4 protein-coding genes are annotated in these 22254 nt (G+C 51.4%); all 4 read right to left on the bottom strand.

Annotation, left to right across the window (positions count from 1 at the left end):
* Positions 1-24: 24 nt before the first annotated feature.
* The 4 genes from TW77_RS06330 to TW77_RS06315 are packed head-to-tail and all read right to left on the bottom strand — an operon-like array spanning position 25 to position 22215.
* On the bottom strand, positions 25-4173 hold the full coding sequence (locus TW77_RS06330; RefSeq protein WP_052713071.1) for a non-ribosomal peptide synthetase: 4149 nt from the start codon (positions 4171-4173) through the stop codon (positions 25-27).
* A gap of 1 nt (position 4174) precedes the next feature.
* The gene (locus tag TW77_RS06325; protein ID WP_046004125.1) at positions 4175-8908 is read right to left on the bottom strand and encodes a non-ribosomal peptide synthetase; all 4734 of its coding nucleotides are present in this window, start codon (positions 8906-8908) and stop codon (positions 4175-4177) included.
* The gene (locus TW77_RS06320; RefSeq protein ID WP_052713070.1) at positions 8909-15568 is read right to left on the bottom strand and encodes a non-ribosomal peptide synthetase; all 6660 of its coding nucleotides are present in this window, start codon (positions 15566-15568) and stop codon (positions 8909-8911) included.
* A complete protein-coding gene (locus TW77_RS06315; RefSeq protein WP_046004124.1) occupies positions 15565-22215 on the bottom strand; it encodes a non-ribosomal peptide synthetase in 6651 nt (2216 codons plus the stop codon). The genes TW77_RS06320 and TW77_RS06315 overlap by 4 nt, the downstream gene beginning before the upstream one ends.
* Positions 22216-22254: the final 39 nt, after the last annotated feature.

Below are 22254 nucleotides of genomic sequence, written 5' to 3'. Positions count from 1 at the left end.
CAGGCGGTGTCCGCCTGCTTGACTTTAGATTATGTTTTTTACTTCTTGCGCGATCGCCAGAGCGCCTTCGCCCGTCAACATGGAGAAATGATCACCGGCGACGCGGACGCTATTCACCCCTCCTGGGAAAAGCGAACAAACACCATTAAGCTGTTGTTTGTAAGAATCTTTTTGATCGTTCGAGTACAAGATTATAGGTTTGCTTTCCTCGACAAACGCTTGCGCCTGATAGGCTTCTAACAATCTCGCTTGGATCCGATAGCTGGCGTTGATCTTGTCTGACACACGTCGCCAGTCGGCCATTGCATATGCCGCCTCGCAGTCCGACTCGTTCAGATCGTCAAATATTACCCGCCCCTGCTGAACTAAGTAGGTGTCCAACAAGACAAGCCTAGCTTTTACGCCTTTTTCAGACAGGGCCTTAACAATTTCAAACGCCAGCACACCGCCGTATGAGTGACCTGCGATGACAACTTCCTCGCCCCCTGCTGCAGCTAAAATCGCTTCGCTAAAACAGGCTACATTGTCTTCTATCGAGGTAAACACCGGGCTCTGGTCAACTATACCCGGGTGATTAAATGCAAACAGGTTGAGGGGGCTGTTGCCTAGTGCCTGAAATACCTCAGCAAACACATGGGATAAAGAGGCAATGCCCGGGATAAAGAAGACCGATTTAGCCCTCGAGTCATGGCGTTTAATTACAACCAACTGGCTTTGCGCTGGCGCTGTATCTTCATCACTGTGTCCCTTGCTCACCTGATTGATCCTGTCGGCCAGGCGGCGTACGGTTTTGAACTTGAATACCTGTTCCAGTGAGAGGGTATTCGGATAGCGCAGCTCTATTTCAGCCATCAGCTTAAGTGTCAGCAGCGAATGCCCACCCAGTTCGAAAAAACAAGCATCGGCACTGATCTCATCGACTTGCCGATTTAAAACGGTTGCCCAAATAGATGCCAGCTCCAATTCAGTTTCATTTTCAGGTGGAATATAGGACTGCGCCCCAAAGCTGTCGTTTAACTGCGCCAGGGCATTTTTATCCACTTTGCCGTTAGGCGTCAGCGGCCACCGATCCACAACTAGAATAGAACTGGGCACCATGTATTCGGGTAAGTTCTGTGCAAGGTGGTGTTTAAGCTCGGCCGCTGCATCCGCGACCTGAGTTTCATTCACCCCTGACTCCAGCTCTACATACGCCCGGATTTGCTGTAACGCACTGATGCAGACCACACAGGTACGCACCTCGGACCGCTCGATCAGCTGCTGTTCTATTTCACCGGTTTCTATCCTGTATCCCCGTACCTTAACCTGCTCATCGGTACGGCCAATAAACTCCAGCTCTCCATTTGGCAGCATCCTGACCAAATCGCCGGTCCGATATAAACGGGCGCTGGAAGCCACTTTCATCACATCGGCAAAGGGGTTGCGAATAAATTTCTCGGCTGTCAGCTCAGTCCGGTTGAGGTAACCGCGCGCCAAACCTTCACCGCCGATATAGAGCTCCCCCGCCACGCCTTGTGCCACCAGCTGCTGCGCTTGATTTAAAACAAATGCTTGGGCATTGGCGATGGGCTTTCCAATAGAGACCTGAGCGCCGCGCAACAAGTGCTTGACTGAAAACCAAACAGTGCCCTCAGTAGGGCCGTACTCATTAAATAGAGCGGCGCCTGAAAACACCGTTGAATTGTGGTGTAACTCCACCAGTTGTGAAGAAAAGGCTTCTCCAGCTACCGTCACTTGCCGAAGATGCCTCAGCGCGTCGCCCTTGGCATACCTGAGCAGGGCTTCGTACAAGCTGGGCACCGTCAGAAAGTGCGATATCTGAAACTCGGCCAACGCCGAGGTAATTTGTGCTATGTCTTTATTCGAAAATTGCGCCACCAGGCAGAGTTTGCCGCCACTGCACAAGGTGGAAAAAATGCCCGCGACCGAGCTGTCAAAGGAAAACGAAGACAACAGCAAGAAAGCATCGATGTTCTGATAGGTAGCGAGCCGGTTGAGCGTCGAACCACATAAAGCGCGGTGCTCGATCAGCACGCCCTTGGGCTTACCCGTCGACCCCGAGGTATAGATCACGTACGCCAAATTCGCGGACGTCAAACCTAACTCCTGTTTCGCCAGGTTGTCGGTCGGATACCCCTGAACACACTCGCAATGCTGAGGCGCATCTAAGATCACCCCGTGACGGCCTTGCAAATCCAGCCTGTCTTGGATCGCCTGCTGTGTCAGCACCAGCTTTAAATCGGCATCGTCCAACATATAACTTAAGCGAGATGCGGGATAATCGGGATCCAGTGGCACATAGGCCGCGCCGGCTTTGAGAATGCCCAGCAGGCCAATGATCATGTCCAAAGAGCGTTCGACACAAATGCCGATCAGCATATCCGGTTTGACCTGATAGGTCTCGACTAGGTAATGCGCCAACCGGTTACTGCGTTGATTCAATTCACCATAGCTGATGGCCTGTTCCTGATAAACCAGCGCTATCGCATCCGGGGCTTCTGCGGCCTGTCGTTCGAACAACTCGTGAATACAAGAGGTGCGGTCATAGGCCCGGGTATTGTCGTTAAGGCCATTGAGTAAGCGATCCACCTCCGCATCGGACAGCATCTGCAACTGTGTAAGCGGCATGTCACAGCGGCTGTGGCCGGATGCAAGCCCAGCCAAGCTAAGCAATATCCTACATAAGTGCGTATTCAGTCGTTTGATGTGGGCTTCGCTAAATAGCGCCTTATCATAGGTCCAATTTAAATACACACCAGACGCATCTAAATCTATATGGATATCCATATCAAATTTAACCGCCGGTGCACTGGCAGCCAAACCGCTGAAAGTCACACCAGGCAGTTCGAGCCCGGCTGCGCTCTTAAGAGAAAAATCCGTACCTGTTGTCAGCATGATCTGAAACAAGGGCGTACTGGCTGCGTTTCTCTGCATACCCAACCGCTCTACCAGCTGCTCAAAGGGCACGTCCTGATTCGATTGCGCCTCCAGATTTACCCGGCGGATATGCGCAAAGTAATCGCTCACCGTTTCGCAGCGCGTATCTGCTCTGAGCACCAGGGTATTGACGAAAAATCCGATCAGCGGTTCAAGCTCGGCCTGGGTCCGGTTTGCGACCGGTGTACCAATCACGATGTCATGTTGACCGCTATGCGCGGCCAACAACAGGGCTAACGCACCATGCAGCAACATAAAGGGGGTCAGGGTGTGCTCCTTACACAACGCCAGAAGGGCTTGCGCCTGCTGCGCCGGTAATTGATCACATACCTCAGCGCCGAGATGGCTTTTCTTATCACCTCGGGCTGTGTCCAACCGTAAGCCATGTTCCTGAGGCATACCTGCCAGTTGGGCCTCCCAGTACGCCAGCTGCGTCTCCAGCGCAGCACCATGAAACGTGTTTCGCTGCCAAAGGGCATAATCCGAATATTGCAGGGCTAACGGTGGCAACGGGCTGGCTTGGCCTTCTGAAAACGCACGGTACAAGCCGGCGAACTCATTGAACAGGACTTCCATTGACCAGCCATCCGAGGCAATGTGATGCATATTTAGCAACAATGCACCTTGGGGCTCAGCCGCGGCTTCATTTTCCAGTAAGACGTAGGTAGCCCGGATCATTAAATCCGCACTCAGGTCATAGGGTCTATCAGCCTCCCTTTTCACCAGCTCATGCAAATGAGTCTGACGTTGGCAAAGTGGTAAATTGGTAAGATCATAGCGGCTCAGGTTAAACTCAAGATCGTCACGCACCGTCTGCACAACATTCCCTTGGTACTTGACGTACACTGTGCGTAGAACCTCATGACGCCGGACAATTTCGCGCAACGCCCGCTCTGCCCACTCCAGATTCAAGCGACCGCTGACCTTTAACGCCAACGGCATATTGTACTCCGGTGTTTCACCTTGCAACTGGTCGATAAACCAGATCCGCTTCTGGGGGAATGACAGGGGCACGGCAGTATCGCCGCGTGCCTGCCGGGTCACTTTACCCTGCTTGCCCTGCGACGAAAGCACAGACAGACATTCTATCAGTGCCTCTTTATTCGCTTTGATCTGCTGTGCAATTTGCGCCGTAATTGCGCCCGGGGCACTCGATGTTTTTAGCTTGTTATTTTCAAGGTATATTTTAATACCTTGATCGGCCAACGATGCGATAATGCTTTTAATATTATTCATATTACCACTCGATTTCATCGGCTTTATCGGCCACGGGCATGGCATTCATACGACTCAACAATTGCGCACTCTGAATAAAGTCATCCACGTAAACGGCCATAGCTTGCAAACCCGAATGTTCAAATACGGCTTTGACCGGCATATCAATTTCCAGGTGTTGACGAATTTCAGATACCAGCCTAACCGCCAGCAGTGAATTGCCGCCCACTTCAAAAAAGTCGGCGTCAGCGCTCACTTTCTCCTGGTTCAGGACCTGCTGCCAGGCAGCCTGAAGTACCCCTTCCATTTCAGTTTGTGGGACAACATAGCCTTTATCATCAAATACATTTACCTTTGGCAGCTTCTTCAAATCGAGTTTTCCGTTGAAATTGATCGGGAAGTCTTCCAGCAATATATAGGCATCGGGCAACAAGTGTTTGGGCAACTGGCCTGATATATAACGCTTCACTTCGGGGATCAGAACGTTTGAAATCTTGCCTAATTGAGGCTTATTGATTAGTTTAACCGCGTTATAGCTGTATCTGGACAAGATAGCCGGTCGGGTTACCTCATCTTTGCGGGTAAAGATCAGGTCGAGCTTGTCCGCCGCCAGCTGGCTCCAAGTGCACTCCATCGTGTAGCCGTTTTCAGCCGCCAGGCGGTCTAAATCCCCTATAAACGAACACGGCTCCAATCTGATAGCCGCTTTGACGGCATGAAAATCAAAAGTGCTGTCGTCGGTCAGTTGGTTTTCCAATCTAACATCAGCTTCGATGCGTTTGTTCGGGGCATTCGATACCCCAAAGCAAGCCGCCCCCTGTTGCAGTAACCGGCTTAATTCAGTTACGCCGATCCACTCCTGCCACTGACTGAGCCTATCTGCCTTACGAGCATTTTTATAGATCACCACATCATAGCGATAGCGCATCATTTCATTGGTCGCACAGCCTTTTTTGACCTTGATGTCGACGCTGGAAACAGCTGAGTTAGATTCAACCAGATTGTAAAAATAGCAGGGACTGATTAAGAGTTCGTTCTCTCTGTGTATAGCAGCATTGGCATTGTCATAAAGCTTTTCTTTGCTCACTTCACCGTCGGCCTGGAAAACAGTGATCGAATGCTTGAAACTGGCCAATAAGTCTAGGTTGCGGACATCCCCGATGAAGAGTTTTCCGCCATCGTCCAGACAAGACAACATGTTATCCAGCACCTGATTGAAATACAGATCACTTGAAAAATACTGGGCGACCGAGTTGAGAATAATGCAGTCAAAGCGCGTGTTTTCAAATTGGCTCAGATACGTTGCATCGCCTTTGATTAGCGCCACATTATTAATGTCTCTTCGCGCCAGTACCCCTTCGAGATAATCGAGCGCATTCTGCGATATATCTAAGCCGGTGACCGAATCACAGCGACCCGCATATCGGGTCAGCAGCATGCCAGTACCGACGCCGATCTCAAGCACATTTTTAGGCGCAAGCGCGTTGATCTGCGCTACCGTGCCCTCGACCCACTCCAGCATTTCCGGTGCCCCTATAGGGCTTTTTCGATAACTACAGTCCCAGCCGACAATATTATTCATGTCATTCGAATCGCTGCCCGGTTGCACCCAGTCGGCTTCAGAAGAATAGGTATTGTCAAACACTTCTTCCCATTGACTGACTTCACTTTTATCGATCGCCCGGGTTCGCTGTTCGATTTCATCCGTGTTGAGTGAAAAATAAGCCACCAGATTCTTTTCCAGCGCACTCTGGGTTTGCTGAACCACTTTGACTTTATCCACCGCCTCATAACGGCCGACCGCCGACTCAATTTCACCCAGCTCGATTCTGAACCCCCGGATCTTAACTTGCTCGTCGACGCGCCCAACAAACTCTATGCTGCCATCGGCAAGGTAGCGGGCCAGATCGCCGGTTTTATAGACTCTGCCACTGTACCTGCCGGGTTCGGCCAGCTCGAAATATGGGTTTGTTAAGAAGCGTTCAGCGGTCACGTCCGGTTTGTTTAAATACCCCCGGGCCAGACCGTTTCCGGACACGTACATTTCCCCAACACAGCCCACCGGTGTCAGGTTCATTTGGTTATCGAGGATCAAGATGCTTTGATCAGCAAGGGGCTTGCCTATGGAGCCCAGATTATGTTCGTTTAACAGATTGAAGGTGACATGTACTGTGGTTTCGGTGATGCCGTACATATTGACCAGTTTAGGCGTATCGTAACCGAACTCGTCCACCCAGTTCTCAATATGGCTGCGGCTCAACTGCTCGCCGCCAAACACTATGTAGCGCAAGTCATGCAATGTCCGCGATTCATTCAACACCTGTTCCGAGAACACATTGAACGCGCTGGGCGTTTGGTTCAACACGGTGACACCGTGGGTTTGACACAGTTGTATGAATTGCCGGGTATCCAGAGTGCAGTCCTTAGTCGGAATAATAAGCGTACCGCCGTGCAATAGCGCCCCCCAGATTTCCCAAACGCTAAAGTCGAATGAAAATGAATGGAACAGCGTCCAGATGTCCGCATCACTGAAATTAAATTGCTCGGCGGTCGCTGTAAACAACCGGTTTACATTGGTGTGGGTTTGCAACACCCCTTTGGGCTGCCCAGTCGAGCCGGAAGTATAAATGACGTAGGCCAGATGTTCCGAGTTAAGCTCCAAAGCTTGCTTGGCAACATTATCAGAGGAATAACGCTGTAGCGTATTCAGGTGAGACTGGTCATCGATCACCACTAAATCGCGGCCTTTGAAATCGATTTCTTGCGTAACCTGGCTCTGGGTCAGTACTAAGCTCAGCTCGGCATCCGCCAGCATATAATCGAGGCGGGATTTGGGGTAACTGGGATCGAGTGGCACATAGGCAGCACCGGCTTTAAGCACAGCCAGGATAGCCAGGATCATATCCAGCGAGCGATCAACGCATATCCCGACCAGGGTATCCGGTTTGATCTCATACTTGTCTATCAGATAATGCGCCAGCTTATTCGCCCGCTCATTCAGCGCCTGATATGTCAGCGCGCTATCTAAATACCTGACGGCTACTTTATCACCATGCAGGAGCACCTGTTTTTCAAACAATTCATGGATGCACGCCTGCGTATCATACTTAGGCAAAGGTGTATTGATCTCGTTGAGTAACTGGTGCGTTTCTTGTGACGACAGCAGCGGTAGAGATTTAAGTGGTGTGTGCTTGGCAATCAGACCAGTCTCTTCCAATGTCGCCAGACCTTCAAGTAAACGGCATAAATGATCCTTGAGCTGTTGTACATGCTGCTCCGTAAACAGCGCCGTATCATAGGTCCAGTTGGTGCTCACCCCAGAGGCATTGATCTCGATACTGATATCCAAATCAAACTTGGCGATCGACGTATCGGGAATAACCGGAGAAAAGCAGATGCCGGGCAAGGCGAAAGCGGATTTGTCTTGCTGACTGTTGATGGAAAAATCTGTATTTGTGGTCAACATCACCTGAAATACGGGCGTACTGCCCGTATTCCTGGGTACTTTAAGGCGTTCAACCAACTGTTCGAATGGCACATCCTGATTGGATTGCGCGTCTAAATGCAGCTGACGTATATGCTGTAAATACTCACCTAAACTGCTCCAGTCCGTATCGGCGCGCAACACCAGGGTATTGACGAAAAAGCCGATCAGCGGCTCAAGTTCGGTTTGCATACGATTAGCAACAGGCGTGCCAATTACTATATCGCTGCTGTTACTATGACGCGATAGCACTAAAGCCAGCATACTGTGCAGCAACATAAAAGGCGTCAGGCGGAACTTTTTGCTCAGATTCTGTAACGCAACCGCCGTCTGTGCCGACAGCTGCCCGTATACTTCCCCGCCAATGCGCGGCCCCGGTTCAGGGCGCGGGAAATCCAATTTCAGTCCGTGCTCGCACGGCACTGCGGCCAGTTGCTTATCCCAATAATTCAACTGCGCCTCCAGCCGCTCTCCCTGCAACCACTGGCGTTGCCAGTGCGCATAATCTGAATACTGAATGTCCAGTTCGCTCAGCGGTGTCGGCTTGCCTTCGGAAAAGGCATGGTACAGGGCGAAAAATTCTTTGTACAACACCTCCATCGACCAGCCATCCGACGCAATATGATGCATGTTGAACAGCAATAACCCCTGCTGCGCTTGCTGTGCGCTTGCATCTTGCTGAACCAGCTGGATATAACTGGCTCTCACCATTAAGTCCGCACTCAAGTCGTACGGAGTTTCGACATCCAGATCAAGCAAATGCTTTAGCTGCGACGCTTTTTCTTCTTCACCGAGCAAGCTCAAATCGTGCAGACGGAGCTTGAACTGCACATCTTCCAGAGTGCATTGTTTTGCCTCCCCATCACAATTGACATATACAGTGCGCAGTATTTCATGGCGCCGAACAATTTCAGTCAGTGACTTTTCAACCAACTCAATGTCCAGCATGCCTCTGACGTCAAACATAAAAGACATGTTGTACTCAGGTGAACCCCCCTGAAGTTCATCGATAAACCACAGCCTTTGCTGGGCAAAGGACAAGCTGTCTTTTGACTCGGCACGGGTAATGGCCTGGCATCCGGTTTCGTTGTTAATTAAGCCAGAACGTCCCTCCAAGTATTCGATCAGGGCAAATTTATGCTGCTTTATCAACTCAAGGTTTTGCGGGCCTATCCCCCCCTTCACCGAACGGGCTTTTAATTTGCCTTGCGACAAATACACTTCAACACCCTGCTCAACCAGACGGTTGATCACACTTACTACATTTTCCATTTAGAACTCAACCTCTTCCAATTCTTCACTTGATGCGTTATCTAACTCTGCTTTTAAGAAATGCGCAGACAACAGGCTAGCCAGCGTTTTGATATTGCAACGACTAAATAAATCTTTTACTTGAAATTCAACATTGAACTGCGACTGAATCGACGACTTAAGCCGGATCACCAACAGCGAATTGCCACCCAAGTCGAAAAAGTCCGCCGTGACGCTGATAGCCTGCTTGTCGATATTCAACAGCTCAGACCAAATCGCCACCAGTGCTTTTTCCGTCTCCGTTTCCGGAAAAATGTGCTCTGCTTGCAGGAGGCTTACATCTGGCTGAGGCAAGGCCCGTCTGTCAATTTTTCCACTCGGTGTCAAAGGCCATTCATCGATCACAACAAACTGCGCCGGCACCATATAATGAGGCAGGCTTTCAGCAAGCGTCGCTTTTAGTGTCTGCACCAATTCTGCTTTGTCGGAAACCGACTGCACTTTGACATAGGCCAGTAGCTGATTGCGGCCAGCCCTTTCACTTGTCAGTACCAGGGCAGACTCCACAGCGGGCAACCGGTTGATCTGTGCTTCCACTTCGCCCGGCTCGATACGAAAACCGCGCATTTTGATCTGTTCATCGGCGCGACCGATGAACTCAAGCTGTCCGTGCGCAAGGTAACGCACCCGATCACCGGTGCGATAAAGGCGCTGTGGGCTGTTCGCCCGGGTCGGATCAAAGTAGGGGTTTTTAATAAAGCGCTGCGCTGTCAGTTGGGGTTGATTCAAATACCCCCGCGCCAAGGCGTCTCCGCCGATGTATAACTCACCTACCGCCCCCAGCGGCAACAGCTCCTGCGCCTGCCCTAACAAATAGAATTGGGTGTTGTCTATCGGCCCGGCAATATGATTGCCTGCGCCCGACTTCACTTTCAGGACACTTGTGGTTACGCTTGCCCCGGACGGCCCATATACATAGAACAAGTCGGCGTGCACATAATCGAGTAGACCGGGCAACATAGCTTCCCCGCCGGACACGACCCGCCTGATCGAAGGCAAACTCAATACCTGAGCGAAAGACAGCAAATAAGAAGGGGTGCTGTGGATATGCGTCACTCCATGGCGTTCAATCGCACCGCCTAATTTTTCGACAGATAACAGCATGTCTTGGTCGGGGATCAACAAGGCACCCGATTTGCTCAGCATGATAAACATCTGCTCAACGGAAACATCGAATGCGAAACTAGCCAATAGCAGCCCCACCTCACCCTGTCCCAGTCCGTAGTTCTTGTGCTGGGCGTACAAGAGATTAGTAACGCCATAGTGTTCAACCATGACGCCTTTCGGCTGATCAGTGGAGTCCGAGGTATAGATCACATATGCCAGGTGGCGCGCTGTCACGCCTGTCTCTGCTTGCGGTATGTTGTCCGGACTCATCTCCGCGCAAACCTGCAAGGTAGACTCGGTCGCAGCCAATCCGTCAAGCATCACCCGGCTGCCGCTGAACTGTATCAGCGGCTCTGATAAATGGGATTGAGTCAATAACAGGGAAATCCCCGTATCTTTTGCAATATACTGCAGGCGGTCTTGCGGATAGTCGGGATCCAGGGGCACATACGCGCCGCCAGCCTTTAGAATCGCTAGTATGGCAATAACCATTTCTGCCGAGCGTTCAACACATAAGCCCACCAGGGTATCGGGCAAAACACCATGTTGACTGCGCAGGTAACGGGCAAGCTGATTCGCTTTTTCATTGACCTGACCATAGGTCAATTGTGTGTTTTCAAACAGTAACGCCGTACGGTGCGGGTGCGCCGCTGCACAATGCTCAAACAAGGTATGTATGCACCTGTCTTTGGGGTGCTGCGCCTGCGTCTGGTTTCTCTCATATACTAAATGTTCTATTTCCGAGTCAGACAGCATAGGCAGATGGTTCAAAGGTGTGTCCCGCTTTGGCTCAATCTGCGCCAATGCACCTAATAAACGGCATAAGTGGTCATTCAGTTGCTCAATACGGGTATGCTCAAATAGACTAACGTCATAGGTCCAGTTCAGACGTGCACCCTGTTCACTTATGCTCAAATCAAGCTCCAAATCGAATTTAGCCTGTACCGAATCCGAATCAAGCTCCGCAAACTTCAGCCCGGGCATAGCAAGCTCCGCCGCCAGCTCATGGCTGTTCAGGCCGTAGTCCGTATTCGTTGTCAGCATGATCTGAAACAAAGGGTTGTGCGCCGTCGTTCTGGGCACTTGCAGTGCTTCTAGTAAGTATTCGAAAGGAATGTCCTGGTTGGACTGCGCTTCTATATGCACCTGGCGCACATGGGCCAAATAGTCGCTCAAGTGTTGATAAGCCGTATCGACTCTAAGCACAAGTGTATTAATAAAAAAGCCGATCAAAGGTTCAAGTTCGGCCTGTAAGCGGTTCGCAACCGGTGTACCTACCAGAATATCCGAACAGTTACTATGACGCGCCAGCAACAAGGCAAATGCGCCGTGCAGCAACATAAAGGGGGTCAGCTTGTGACGCTCAGCAAGCGCAAGCAAAGACTGACTGACCTCGGCAGGTAAAACCCCCACCACCGCCTGCCCTTGGTGTTTTTTGAGTTCAGGTCTGGCCTTGTCTAGCGGCAGCGCATGTAGCGGCGGCACCTGGTCCAGCTGCATCTGCCAGTAGCGCAACTGAGATTCGAGCAGGTCATCTTGCAATCCGCAGTGCTGCCAGGTGGCATAATCGGCATATTGGATAGCCAGTTCAGGCAAAGGACTGGGCAGGCCATCAGCGAACGCACGGTACAAGGCGCAGAACTCTTTGAGCAACACTTCCATCGACCACCCATCCGACGCAATATGGTGCATATTGAACATAAGCACGCCTTTAGCACCCTGTTCGTGATCGATGTTGCGTAGCCAAATATAACTGGCTCGGATCATCAAATCCGATTGCAGGTCAAACGCCGTCTGCGTATCCTGATCGATTAGTTGCTGGACCTGCGCTTGTTGCTGTTCGGGTGTCAACGCGGTTAAATCAAGGTGTTTGAGCGCAAAATCACAGCGCTCGCAGATGTACTGCAGCGCCTGTTCGCCTTCATTCGAATACACAGTTCTCAGTATTTCGTGGCGCTCGATCAGGGTACGCAAGACCCGCTCTGCGATCCGGGTATCGAATGCACCTGTTACCTCGAATGCAAGCGGTATATTGTACTCAGCTGAACTACCTTGTAGCTGGTCAATAAACCACAGACGCTGCTGAGCAAAGGACAGAGGCGCCTGGCTGCGCTCAGAGCGCTTGGCTATCTTCCTTTGCTGTAGCACTTGCGTCCCGCGCTGCTGTACCCTTTTGTCTATTTCACCCGCCAGCAGCAACAGGGTCGGGTTGTCAAAAATGATCTGCAGCGCCAGCTTTAAGCCAAACGTCTCTTCGATATGCGCAGCTAACCGGATACACAACAGGGAATTGCCACCCAGCTCAAAAAAGCTTGCATCCAGACTTGTGCGCTGCTCACCCAGATTCAGCACTTGGGCAACCAGAGAGACCAGTTTCTTTTCAGTCTCGGTATTGGGCTCAAGGTACTCCCTAACCTGGCTCTGAGCGGAGCACTTAAATAGGGCCGCCTGATCAATTTTGCCATTCAAGGTCAAAGGCCAGTCCGTCACCACACTAAAATGCTTCGGCGTCATAAAATCAGGCAGCGCCCGTTGCAGATGTGATTTGATTTGCGTCAGCACAGGGGTCGAATCTTCGCTGTGTGCCAGTGCCAGTTTGATGAAGGCATGCAGATATGCAGCATTTTCATTTTCTTTGTGGATCAGAACCTGCGCCGAGTCCACCTGATCCAGTACACAGATCTGCGATTCAATTTCACCGAGCTCGATACGATAGCCGTAAAATTTTACTTGGCCGTCATTACGTCCTAAATATTCAAGAGCGCCCGTTTTGTTCAGACGCACCAAGTCCCCGGTTTTATACAAACGCAATCCGGCCTGAGGAAAGGCCTTATTCTGAATAAAGCTGGATTTATTCAGTGCCTCTCGGTTTAAATAACCTCGGGCAAGTCCGGCGCCGCCAATGTATAACTCTCCGGGACAGCCGGTTGGCACCGGGCGTCCCATTGCATCCAGGATCACCCCTCGGGCATTGGCCACCATATGACCTAGCTGGCTCTGCTCACCGACGATCCGGGCGACCGTGCTGTTTACGGTACACTCAGTCGGGCCATACATGTTAAAGGCACGGGCCTGACGCATAGCCAACTCCCGCCACACCTCGGGTTTAATTGCTTCACCGCCGATCACCAGTTCCGGCAGCTGGTCGACCGTTCCCTGCGCCTGCCACAGCGCCAGCAGACTAGGCGTACAGTCGAGTACACCGATATCACATGTCTCGATTAAGTTGCGAAGGCTATTCAGATCTTTTTTATCTTCGTCGCTCACGATGACCAAAGTTTGCCCCATCGCCAGTTGCGTCAGGCCTTGCACTGATGCATCGAATACACAAGGCGCACACCAGCCCCAACTTCCGCTTTGTCCCAGCTCTAACTGGTGCATATATAGAGCTAAATTACAGACAGCTTTGTGTTCTATCAAAACGCCTTTTGGCGCGCCGGATGAGCCGGATGTATAAATGACGTACATCAACTGAGCAGGGTCAGCGGCAACCGGCGTCGCACAAGCCGTATACCCAGTCAGATCCAATTTATCGAACGCGATCACGTTAGCCGGGCTAAAGGCCAGATTTTCTGCCAGAGCTTGCTGAGTCAGTACGATGTTCAGCCCGCCGTCTTCGATAATATACGCCAGTCTCTGCTCGGGATAATCTGGATCAAGTGGCACATACGCCGCGCCGGCTTTTAGTATTCCCAGAATAGCAATGACAAGATCACTGGACTTAACAGCACACAGACCGATCAGCGTATCCGCTTGAATATCGTAATTTTGAGTCAAATAAGCAGCCAGCTGATCCGCTTTTTCATTCAACTCTCGATAGCTCAGGCTATTGCCGTTGCACACCAAGGCGGCTTTTTGTGGCGTCTGTTCTGCCTGGTGCTCAAACAGAGTATGGAAGCACAGGTGTTCAGCCACTACAGATGCCCCATCGGGATCTGGCAAGAGGCAAGGCACTTCCTGGCTCGGCAACATGGCCTCATGCGCACGGCGCAGATCCTGGTCGCTCACCAGAACAGTCAACAGGCGCTGAAAGTGGGTATTCAACCTGGCGATATCGTCCCGTGCAAATAGCGAGGCATTGTAGCCCCAGGACACTTCAAAACCGCCCTTGCTGCGTTCCAGTGAGATATCTAGGTCAAACTTCGCCAATCCGCCCTGACTGTCAATCAGTTCAAAGCACACGTCTGAATTTAACTGTTGGCAGGTATCGCGCCCGGACTCCACATCCATGCTCAGCATGATCTGAAACAGCGGCGTGTGCGAGGCATTGCGCGGGACGTTGGCGACTTCGAGCAGCTGCTCAAAAGGCAGATCCTGATTCGCCTGCGCATCGATGTGAATTTCCCGGATATGCGCTAAATAAGCGTCTAATTCCGTGTGTGCCGTATTGGCCCTCAATACTGTGGTATTAACAAAAAGGCCGATCAGGGGCGCCAGTTCAGCCTGGGCGCGGTTGGCCACTGGCGTACCTATCACTATATCAGTGCTGTTGCTGTGTCTGGATAAGACTAGCGCCAGAGCACTGTGGACCAGCATAAAGGGAGTCATATTGCGTTCGACGGCCAAGTGCTCCAGAGCGGCAGACAAAGCCTGGTCTAAGTGTCCGGTTACGACAGCCAGTTTATTGTCATGGTCTTGACTGCGCGATTGCTCCAATGGCAGGCCGTGCACAGACGGCACTCCGGCCAGTTGCTGTCGCCAATATGCTTCCTGTTGCTTGAGTTTTTCTGCACTCATGTGCCTGTGCTGCCAGTGTGCGTAATCCGAATACTGGATCGGAAGCGGCGCCAGCGGATCGGGTTGACCGGCTAACACAGCACGATACTGGCTAAAGAATTCCTCGCCCAGCACTGCCATAGACCAACCGTCTGAGACGATATGATGCATATTGAACAGCAAAATGCTTTCATTCCCATTGAGCTTCAGGCAGGACGCCCTGAGCATCAGGTCCGCTCTTAAATCAAAAATGGCTTCACTGTCCTGGCGCAGCAGGTCGGACAGTTGCTGCTGCTGCTCTTCGTGCTGAAAATGGCTCAGGTCAAGCTGCTTGATTCGAAAATCAAAGCTTTCTCGCACATATTGATAAGCGCCTGACGTGCCCTCGTTAAAAAGGGTTCTGAGCGATTCATGGCGCTGTATGATACGGTTGACGGCCTGTTCGGCCACATCAATATCGAACTGACCTGTCACCCTAAGCACCATCGGCATATTGTACTGTGCGCTGCCGCCTTGCAACCGATCGATAAACCACAGACGTTGCTGCGAAAATGACAGAGGGATTGGACCCGATTGCATATTACGCGGTATGGTTTCACTGCCGTGAGAGGCCAAAGAGGTTTCATTCAGGTTCAGGCTAAGATACTCAAGGATCGCCGCCTTATTGCGCATGATCGCTTGCTTATCCTGCTCGGTGATCACCCCAGTGGGGGCCGAGACCTTAAGTTCGCCATTTTTGTTTTTCAATAAAATGCTTCTGCTGATGAAGTCATCCAGCAGGGTTTTAATTTGGCTCAAAATGAGAACTCCTCTACGTCTGCGCTGGCTTCAATTTTTGAGTCAAGCAAGCGGATGGCTTCCAAACGTTCAATTTCATCTGCCATTTCTGACAGTGAATTCATTAGAAATAGGGATTTAACAGACATCTTGTTCGAAAACTGTAACTGAATCTCAGTCGCCAGTTTCATAATCAATAACGAGTGGCCACCCAGCTCAAAGAAGTTAGACGCTGTGCTGATCTGTGCCGGTGCCAGGCCCAGAACATTACTCCAGATCTGCGTCAGTTTTTGCTCAACCTCACCGACAGGCGCGATATATGTCTGCGTAGTCAAATCCAGTGAGGTGGCCGGCAGTGCGGCTTTATCTATCTTGCCGTTAGGCGACAGCGGCCACTGCTCGACAAACACATAAAACGTCGGCGTCATGTAATCGGGCAAAACCTGGGAAAGCTGGTGTTTTAACGCTTTGCTGCACTGAGCTTGATCAAATGCCGGATTGTGAGCGGGGCGAATATAGGCCACCAGGTGCTTATGCCCCCTTTCATCCCCTTGTACCTTAACTACACAAGACTGTACCTTATTTGAACCCAGCAAGGTCTGCTCTATTTCACCCAATTCAACTCTGTGCCCTCTGATCTTGACCTGCTCGTCTTTGCGGCCGATCAATTCAAGCTGACCCTGTGCGTTGCGCTTGACCAAATCACCGGTTTTGTAGAGTGTCGGACACAAACTGAGAACACCTTCGTCTGAGCATAATGCATTGGCTAAAAAGGCTTTTTCTGTCAGTTCAGGTCGATTCAGGTACCCCCTTGCCACACCCACACCGCCCACGTAAAGTTCGCCTTCCACGCCAAGCGGCGCCAACTGCATCGCTTCATTCAGTACATAGAGGTGCACATTGTCAAATGCGACGCCGATATTGGCCTTGGCCCCCGGCTCGACCTGTTGCTCAGAAACGAAGTAACTACTGTCGACCGTACACTCGGTCAAACCGTAGGAGTTAATCAAACGACAGTCAGCTGGCAAGATCTGCTGAACCCGGCTGTGATCATCCATATTCCAACTATCCGACCCCACCACCAGGTGTGTGAGCGGCGGGAATGGGAGCGCCACTTCGTTCAGATAGTTACATAAACTCAATAAGGTGGCAGGCACAAATTCGGCGAAATTCACCTCATGTTCCAGCATCAGCCCCCACAGGCGCTCAGGGTCAAGCAAGCAGTCTTTCGCACATAACACCAAACACCCACCCGAGCACAGGGCGCGCACAAAATCTCCGGTGCACACGTCGAAACCGAAACCGGCCATTTGCAAGTGCACACCGGGCTGGTCTTTCAACCGATACGCTTGTTGCCAGGCGAAATATCGGCCCGCAATATGCTGGTGTTCAACCATCACCCCCTTGGGCTGACCTGTGGTGCCCGAGGTATAATTCACATACGCCAGGGCGCTGTGCTCAATGTCCAGAGCCAAGTTCGCCTTGTCTAACTCCTGTAGCGACTGCGAACTGTCCAAGTATAAAACCTCGGGCAACACCAGCCCGGGCGCCAGCTCTTCCAAAGCATAACGGTTGTGGGTGATCAACAAAGGCGCCGCCGTATCGCGAAGGATAAATTGCACCCTTTCAACCGGATAATCAGTAGAAATCGGCACATAAGCGGCGCCCGATTTCAATACGGCCAGCATACTGATCACCATGTCCGTGCTCTTCTCCAGATAGAGCGCGACCAGGGTATCTTTCGTCACTCCCTGCGGCTGATCGCAACATTGACAAATCAATCGGGCCAGCTGGTTGGCCCGCTCATTTAACTGCCTATAACTGAGCCTGTCCTGCTCGAAAACGACTGCGGTCGCATCCGGCGTGCTCTGCGCATAATGCTCTATCAAGTGATGGATTTGCACATCCTGCGGATACGCCACCCAGGCGCTTGCCGACATCTTCGTCAGTTGCGCCACTTCCGCTTTCGGCAGCATGTTAACTGCGCCCAGAGATGTATTCTGTTGACTACTCAGCCCCTCCAACAACGTCTCCAGATGGGTGTGCAGACTTTGAATATACACCTTGTCGAATAGATCCCGATCGTACATCCAGGTCAATTGCATGTGCCCGTTTGTCTGACTCAGGGTAATATCGAGATCAAACTGCACCCCGCTGTTTTGCGTATTCAGAGGCGTTAAGCCTGCATCACGATGCTGCACATCCGACTCTGTGCTCAGATCCATGCTGAACATGATCTGAAACAGGGGCGTGTGCTGTGTATTTCTGGGCAAATTCGACAACTCAACCACTTGCTCAAACGGAATATCCTGATTAGCCTGTGCGCCCAAATGTACATCCCGCACGTGCGCCAGATAACCGGCGACATCTCCATGTCCGGTGTTCACTCTCAGGACTAGTGTATTAACGAAAAATCCTATTAAGGGCTCCAGTTCCGCCTGCAAGCGGTTTGCTACAGGGGTACCTATCACTATGTCTTTGTTATTGCTATGACGTGACAAAACAAGGGCCAATGCACTGTGCATCAGCATAAAAGGGGTCATTTTGTTGGCTGCAGCGCACGCTTCAATGGCTTCGACCAAGGCCGGCGCCAGTGGTTTGCTGAGTAGGCCGCATTCGTTGCTGCTGTGCTGGGGACGCGGTCTGCTTAACGGCAGACTATGCATTGCGGGCACACCCGCCAGCTGTTTGCGCCAGTATTCTTCCTGAGTTTTCAGCTTTTCACCACTCAGATACAGGCGCTGCCAATGGGCAAAATCGGCGTATTGAACGGCCAGTGCCGGTAGCGGATCCGCCTGGCCGGCTCTGGCGGCCTGGTACTGAAGCACAAACTCTTCGGCTAATATGCCCAAAGACCAGCCATCGGAGGCGATATGATGCATATTAAACATCAAGATGCTGCGTCGCTCGCTGCACATCAGATACCGGGCGCGCACCATTAGATCCCGGCTCAAATCAAATGCCTGTTCACTGTCCTCACGCAGCGCCCGTTCGATCTCTTGCTGCTGCGCTGCTGCATCTAAATGACGCAAATCGACCCGCTCCAGGGTGAAGTTGAAATCATGTCTGACGTCCTGATAAGCGCCATCAGCGCCTTCAGAAAATACGGTGCGCAAAGGCTCATGACGCGCAATGACGCGGATCAGCGCCAGCTCGGCTGCATCGGCATCAAACTGCGCGTCTACCTCAAACGCCATTGGCATATTGTATTCTGGGCTGCCCCCTTGCAGTTGATCGATAAACCACAATCGCTGCTGAGCAAAGGACAAAGGTAAAGGCCCACTGTCTCTGTCTATCCGCGTGATCTCGGGTCGTTGATCGATTGGGGCGCTTTTCTCGATAAAAGCCGCAAGCTGGCGCAGCTCCTGATGATCGAACACGGATTTAACCGTCAATTCGACACCAAACTGTGCCCGCACAGCAGTGATCATCTTGATCACTAATAAAGAATGCCCGCCCAAGTCGAAGAAATTGGCCGTTGCACTGAGTGTCTGGGGCGCCAGTTTAAGTACATCGGCCCAAAGTGCGACCAGTTGCCGTTCGAGTTCAGTTTCAGGCGCGTGATACTGCCCCTGCAAAATGGCGCCGTCAGGCTCGGGCAGTGCAGCTCTGTTTAACTTGCCGTTCGAAGTCACCGGCCAGCTGTCGATCACGACAAATGCCGACGGCGTCATATAATCTGGCAACTGCTGACTCACCGCCTGTTTGATGGCTTTGAGCTGCTGTGCTTGCTCCGATTCCCCTTGAACCGGATCCGCTAGCCGGATGTAGGCAACTAGCTTTTCGTCACCCGTCTCTTTGCCTTTTACTGACACTACTGCCGAATCCACCGTCGCGATCTGGTTTATATGGTGCTCTATCTCACCTAATTCGATGCGGTAACCACGGACTTTGACCTGCTCATCGATACGTCCGATAAATTCTAGATTTTCATCGGCCAAATACCTGACCAGATCGCCGGTTTTATACAAACGCTCGCTGCTGTTGGGATCTGACGGATCAAAATATGGATTCTGAATAAAGCGCTGTGCCGTCAGCGTCGCCTGACCCAGATATTTATCGGCCAGGCCATCTCCCCCGATGTAGAGTTCGCCGACTGCAAATTTAGGCGCCAGCCGGGCGTCGCCGTCCAACACGTAAAGTTGTGCATTCTGAATCGGCTTGCCAATCGGCACGCTGTCGCGACTCAAGTCTAAATCGCCTAACGCTTCAACTCTGAAAACACTACAACCCACCGTAGCTTCGGTCGGACCATATTCATTGATAAATACCGCACGAGGGAAAAACGCGGTTTTCCACTGATGTACACAAGCGACCGGCAGCTTTTCTCCGCCCAGCACCATCACGTGCCTCGTATCGACGGCCTGATGCTCGACCAGCCTGAAATTCAATAGGTTAAGATGCGCTGGCGTCAGTTTAAACAACCAGGGCTGTGTTGAAGTCAGGTAGTTGAGAACGGGTGTCAGATCCTCTTTTAACGGCGCTAACAGGGCGACCGTTTTTCCCTTACACAAAGGCGTCAACAAAGAGGTAATGGTCGCGTCAAAGCTCAGCGGCGTAGTAACCACAGCCCCCAGCAGCTCAGCTTCCAGGTACTGTTTCGCCGCGTAGTCTAGGTAGTTCACCACATTGGCGTGGGAAACCACTACGCCTTTGGGTTTGCCCGTTGAGCCTGAAGTGTACAATACATATGCCGTCTCTGCGGGATCCTGCGTCTGCTGGGGATCGTGGGTATCATATTCATCAAACCAGTCGGCGTCGGTCAGCGCCTCGTCCATCAACAGAATATCTGCGCCTTTAATCGAAAAGTCCGCCAACAGATCCGAAGTCAGCACCACAAGCTCGAGATCCGTATCCTGCATTATGGATTTGATCCTGGCTGCCGGATTACTCGGATCCAATGCAACATACGCCGCCCCCGACTTAAGCACGCCCAATACAGCAATCAGCATTTCTATCGAATTGTTCAAATAAATGCCAATGTAATCACCTGCACCGATTTCCATATTGATCAGACAATCGGCAAAACGGTTCGCTTTTTCATTCAACGTCCGGTATGAGATTTCGCTGTGCTGATGCTGTGCAGCCAGATTGTTTGGAGTCAGCTTGACCTGTTGCTCAAACAGTTGATGAATACACTTCGTCGCCGGGACTTCAGCCTGTGTTTGATTGTGCGCCGTTAACAGGTACTCGGTCTCATCCTGCGACGACAAGGTCACGGCATTAAGTTCAACGGCATCGATTTGCGCTGCATCAGCCAGCAGTGCCAATTGGCTCAACACATGGCAATAGTGCGCATTTAACTGGGCGACCCGCTCGGACGAAAACAAGGCCTTGTCATACGTCCAGTTAACATCAACCCCGGCTTCGTTCAGTCTGACGTCTATTTCAAAGTCTGACTGGGCCAAAGTAAAATTGCCCGGCATATACTCGAACTCTACGTCACCGACGCAAATGCTCTCTGACGCAGGTCCTGCACTGTCAAAGGTCATAACAATCTCAACCAAAGGGTGATGAGATAAGGTTCTGGGAATGTTCAAAGATTCAATCAGCTGATCAAATGGAACGTCCTGATTGGCCTGGCCGGCGATATGGGTCTGTCTGACGTGTTCAAAATAGTCACTTAATCTGGCATGATCTGTGTTGACCCTTAGTACCAGGGTGTTGACAAAAAACCCGATCAAGTTGTTCAGTTCTGGCTGGCTTCGGTTAGCCAGAGGCGTGCCAATCACTACATCAGTGTTGCGGCTATGACGGGCAAAAACCAGCGCCAGCGCCCCGTGCACCAGCATAAATGGCGTTAAGTTGAGCTTATTTGCAAGCTTATTTAGCCCGGTGCCGACCGTCGCCGACAAGGTTTGCGTCACCTTAGCCCCTTCGTGGCTTTTTGTCTCGGGTCTGGGCCGATCGAGTGGCAAACTGTGAACTGGTGTAACATCGGCAAGTTGCTTCTGCCAATAAGCCAGCTGTTGTTCCAGCTTGTCGCTATCCAGCCAGTCTTTTTGCCAACAGGCATAATCCGTATATTGGATTGCCAGGGGTTCAAACTCACCGGCCGCTTTATCGTCGAACGCCTGATACAAGGCAAAGAACTCTTTTGTCAAAATGTCCATTGACCAGCCGTCGCAGGCGATGTGGTGCAGATTAAAGATCAAGACCCCACCAGGCTCAACGGCATCGCAATGCACATACATGGCCCGGATCATCAGATCCTGCTGCAAATTAAAAGGCATGTTCAGATCGGCTTGCACAAGCTGTGCTAATCTGACCGACTGCGTATCTCGATCGCAGTCGGTCAAATCGTGCCGGGCAATTTTAAAGTTAAAGGTGTGCGCAGGGGCCTGGAATACACCCTCCCCGGTCTCAATATAATTGGTACGTAAAATAGCGTGACGCTTTACAATTTCAGCGATCGCCCACTCGACCTGCTCCAGATCCAGCACGCCCCGAACTCTAAAAACAGACTGTACATTGTATTCTGCGGAGCTGCCCTGCAGTTTATCCATAAACCACAGACGCTGCTGTGAATAAGATAAAGGATATGCAGCGCTTTGCGCGGCCACTTTGATTTTCTTACTTTCCGCTAGTTCCTTTTTCTTCTTTTGGGCAAGCAGTTGTATTAGTTGTTGTCTTTTATCACTTGCGTTAGACACATTATTATTTTTCATGGGTATTCTTCCAGTGGTTCTATCGGCCAGGTAAGCCGG

Source organism: Pseudoalteromonas rubra (assembly GCF_000967655.1).
GTDB classification, from domain to species: Bacteria; Pseudomonadota; Gammaproteobacteria; order Enterobacterales; family Alteromonadaceae; genus Pseudoalteromonas; species Pseudoalteromonas rubra_A.
The sequence above is the reverse complement of the archived record's forward strand: the minus strand, read 5'-3'. Positions and strand labels throughout refer to the sequence as shown.

What these genes read in the sequence shown, in the direction of transcription:
- TW77_RS06330 (WP_052713071.1), bottom strand. Translation starts at nt 4,173, where the DNA reads ATGAATAATATTAAAAGCATTATCGCATCGTTGGCCGATCAAGGTATT.
- TW77_RS06325 (WP_046004125.1), bottom strand. Translation starts at nt 8,908, where the DNA reads ATGGAAAATGTAGTAAGTGTGATCAACCGTCTGGTTGAGCAGGGTGTT.
- TW77_RS06315 (WP_046004124.1), bottom strand. Translation starts at nt 22,215, where the DNA reads ATGAAAAATAATAATGTGTCTAACGCAAGTGATAAAAGACAACAACTA.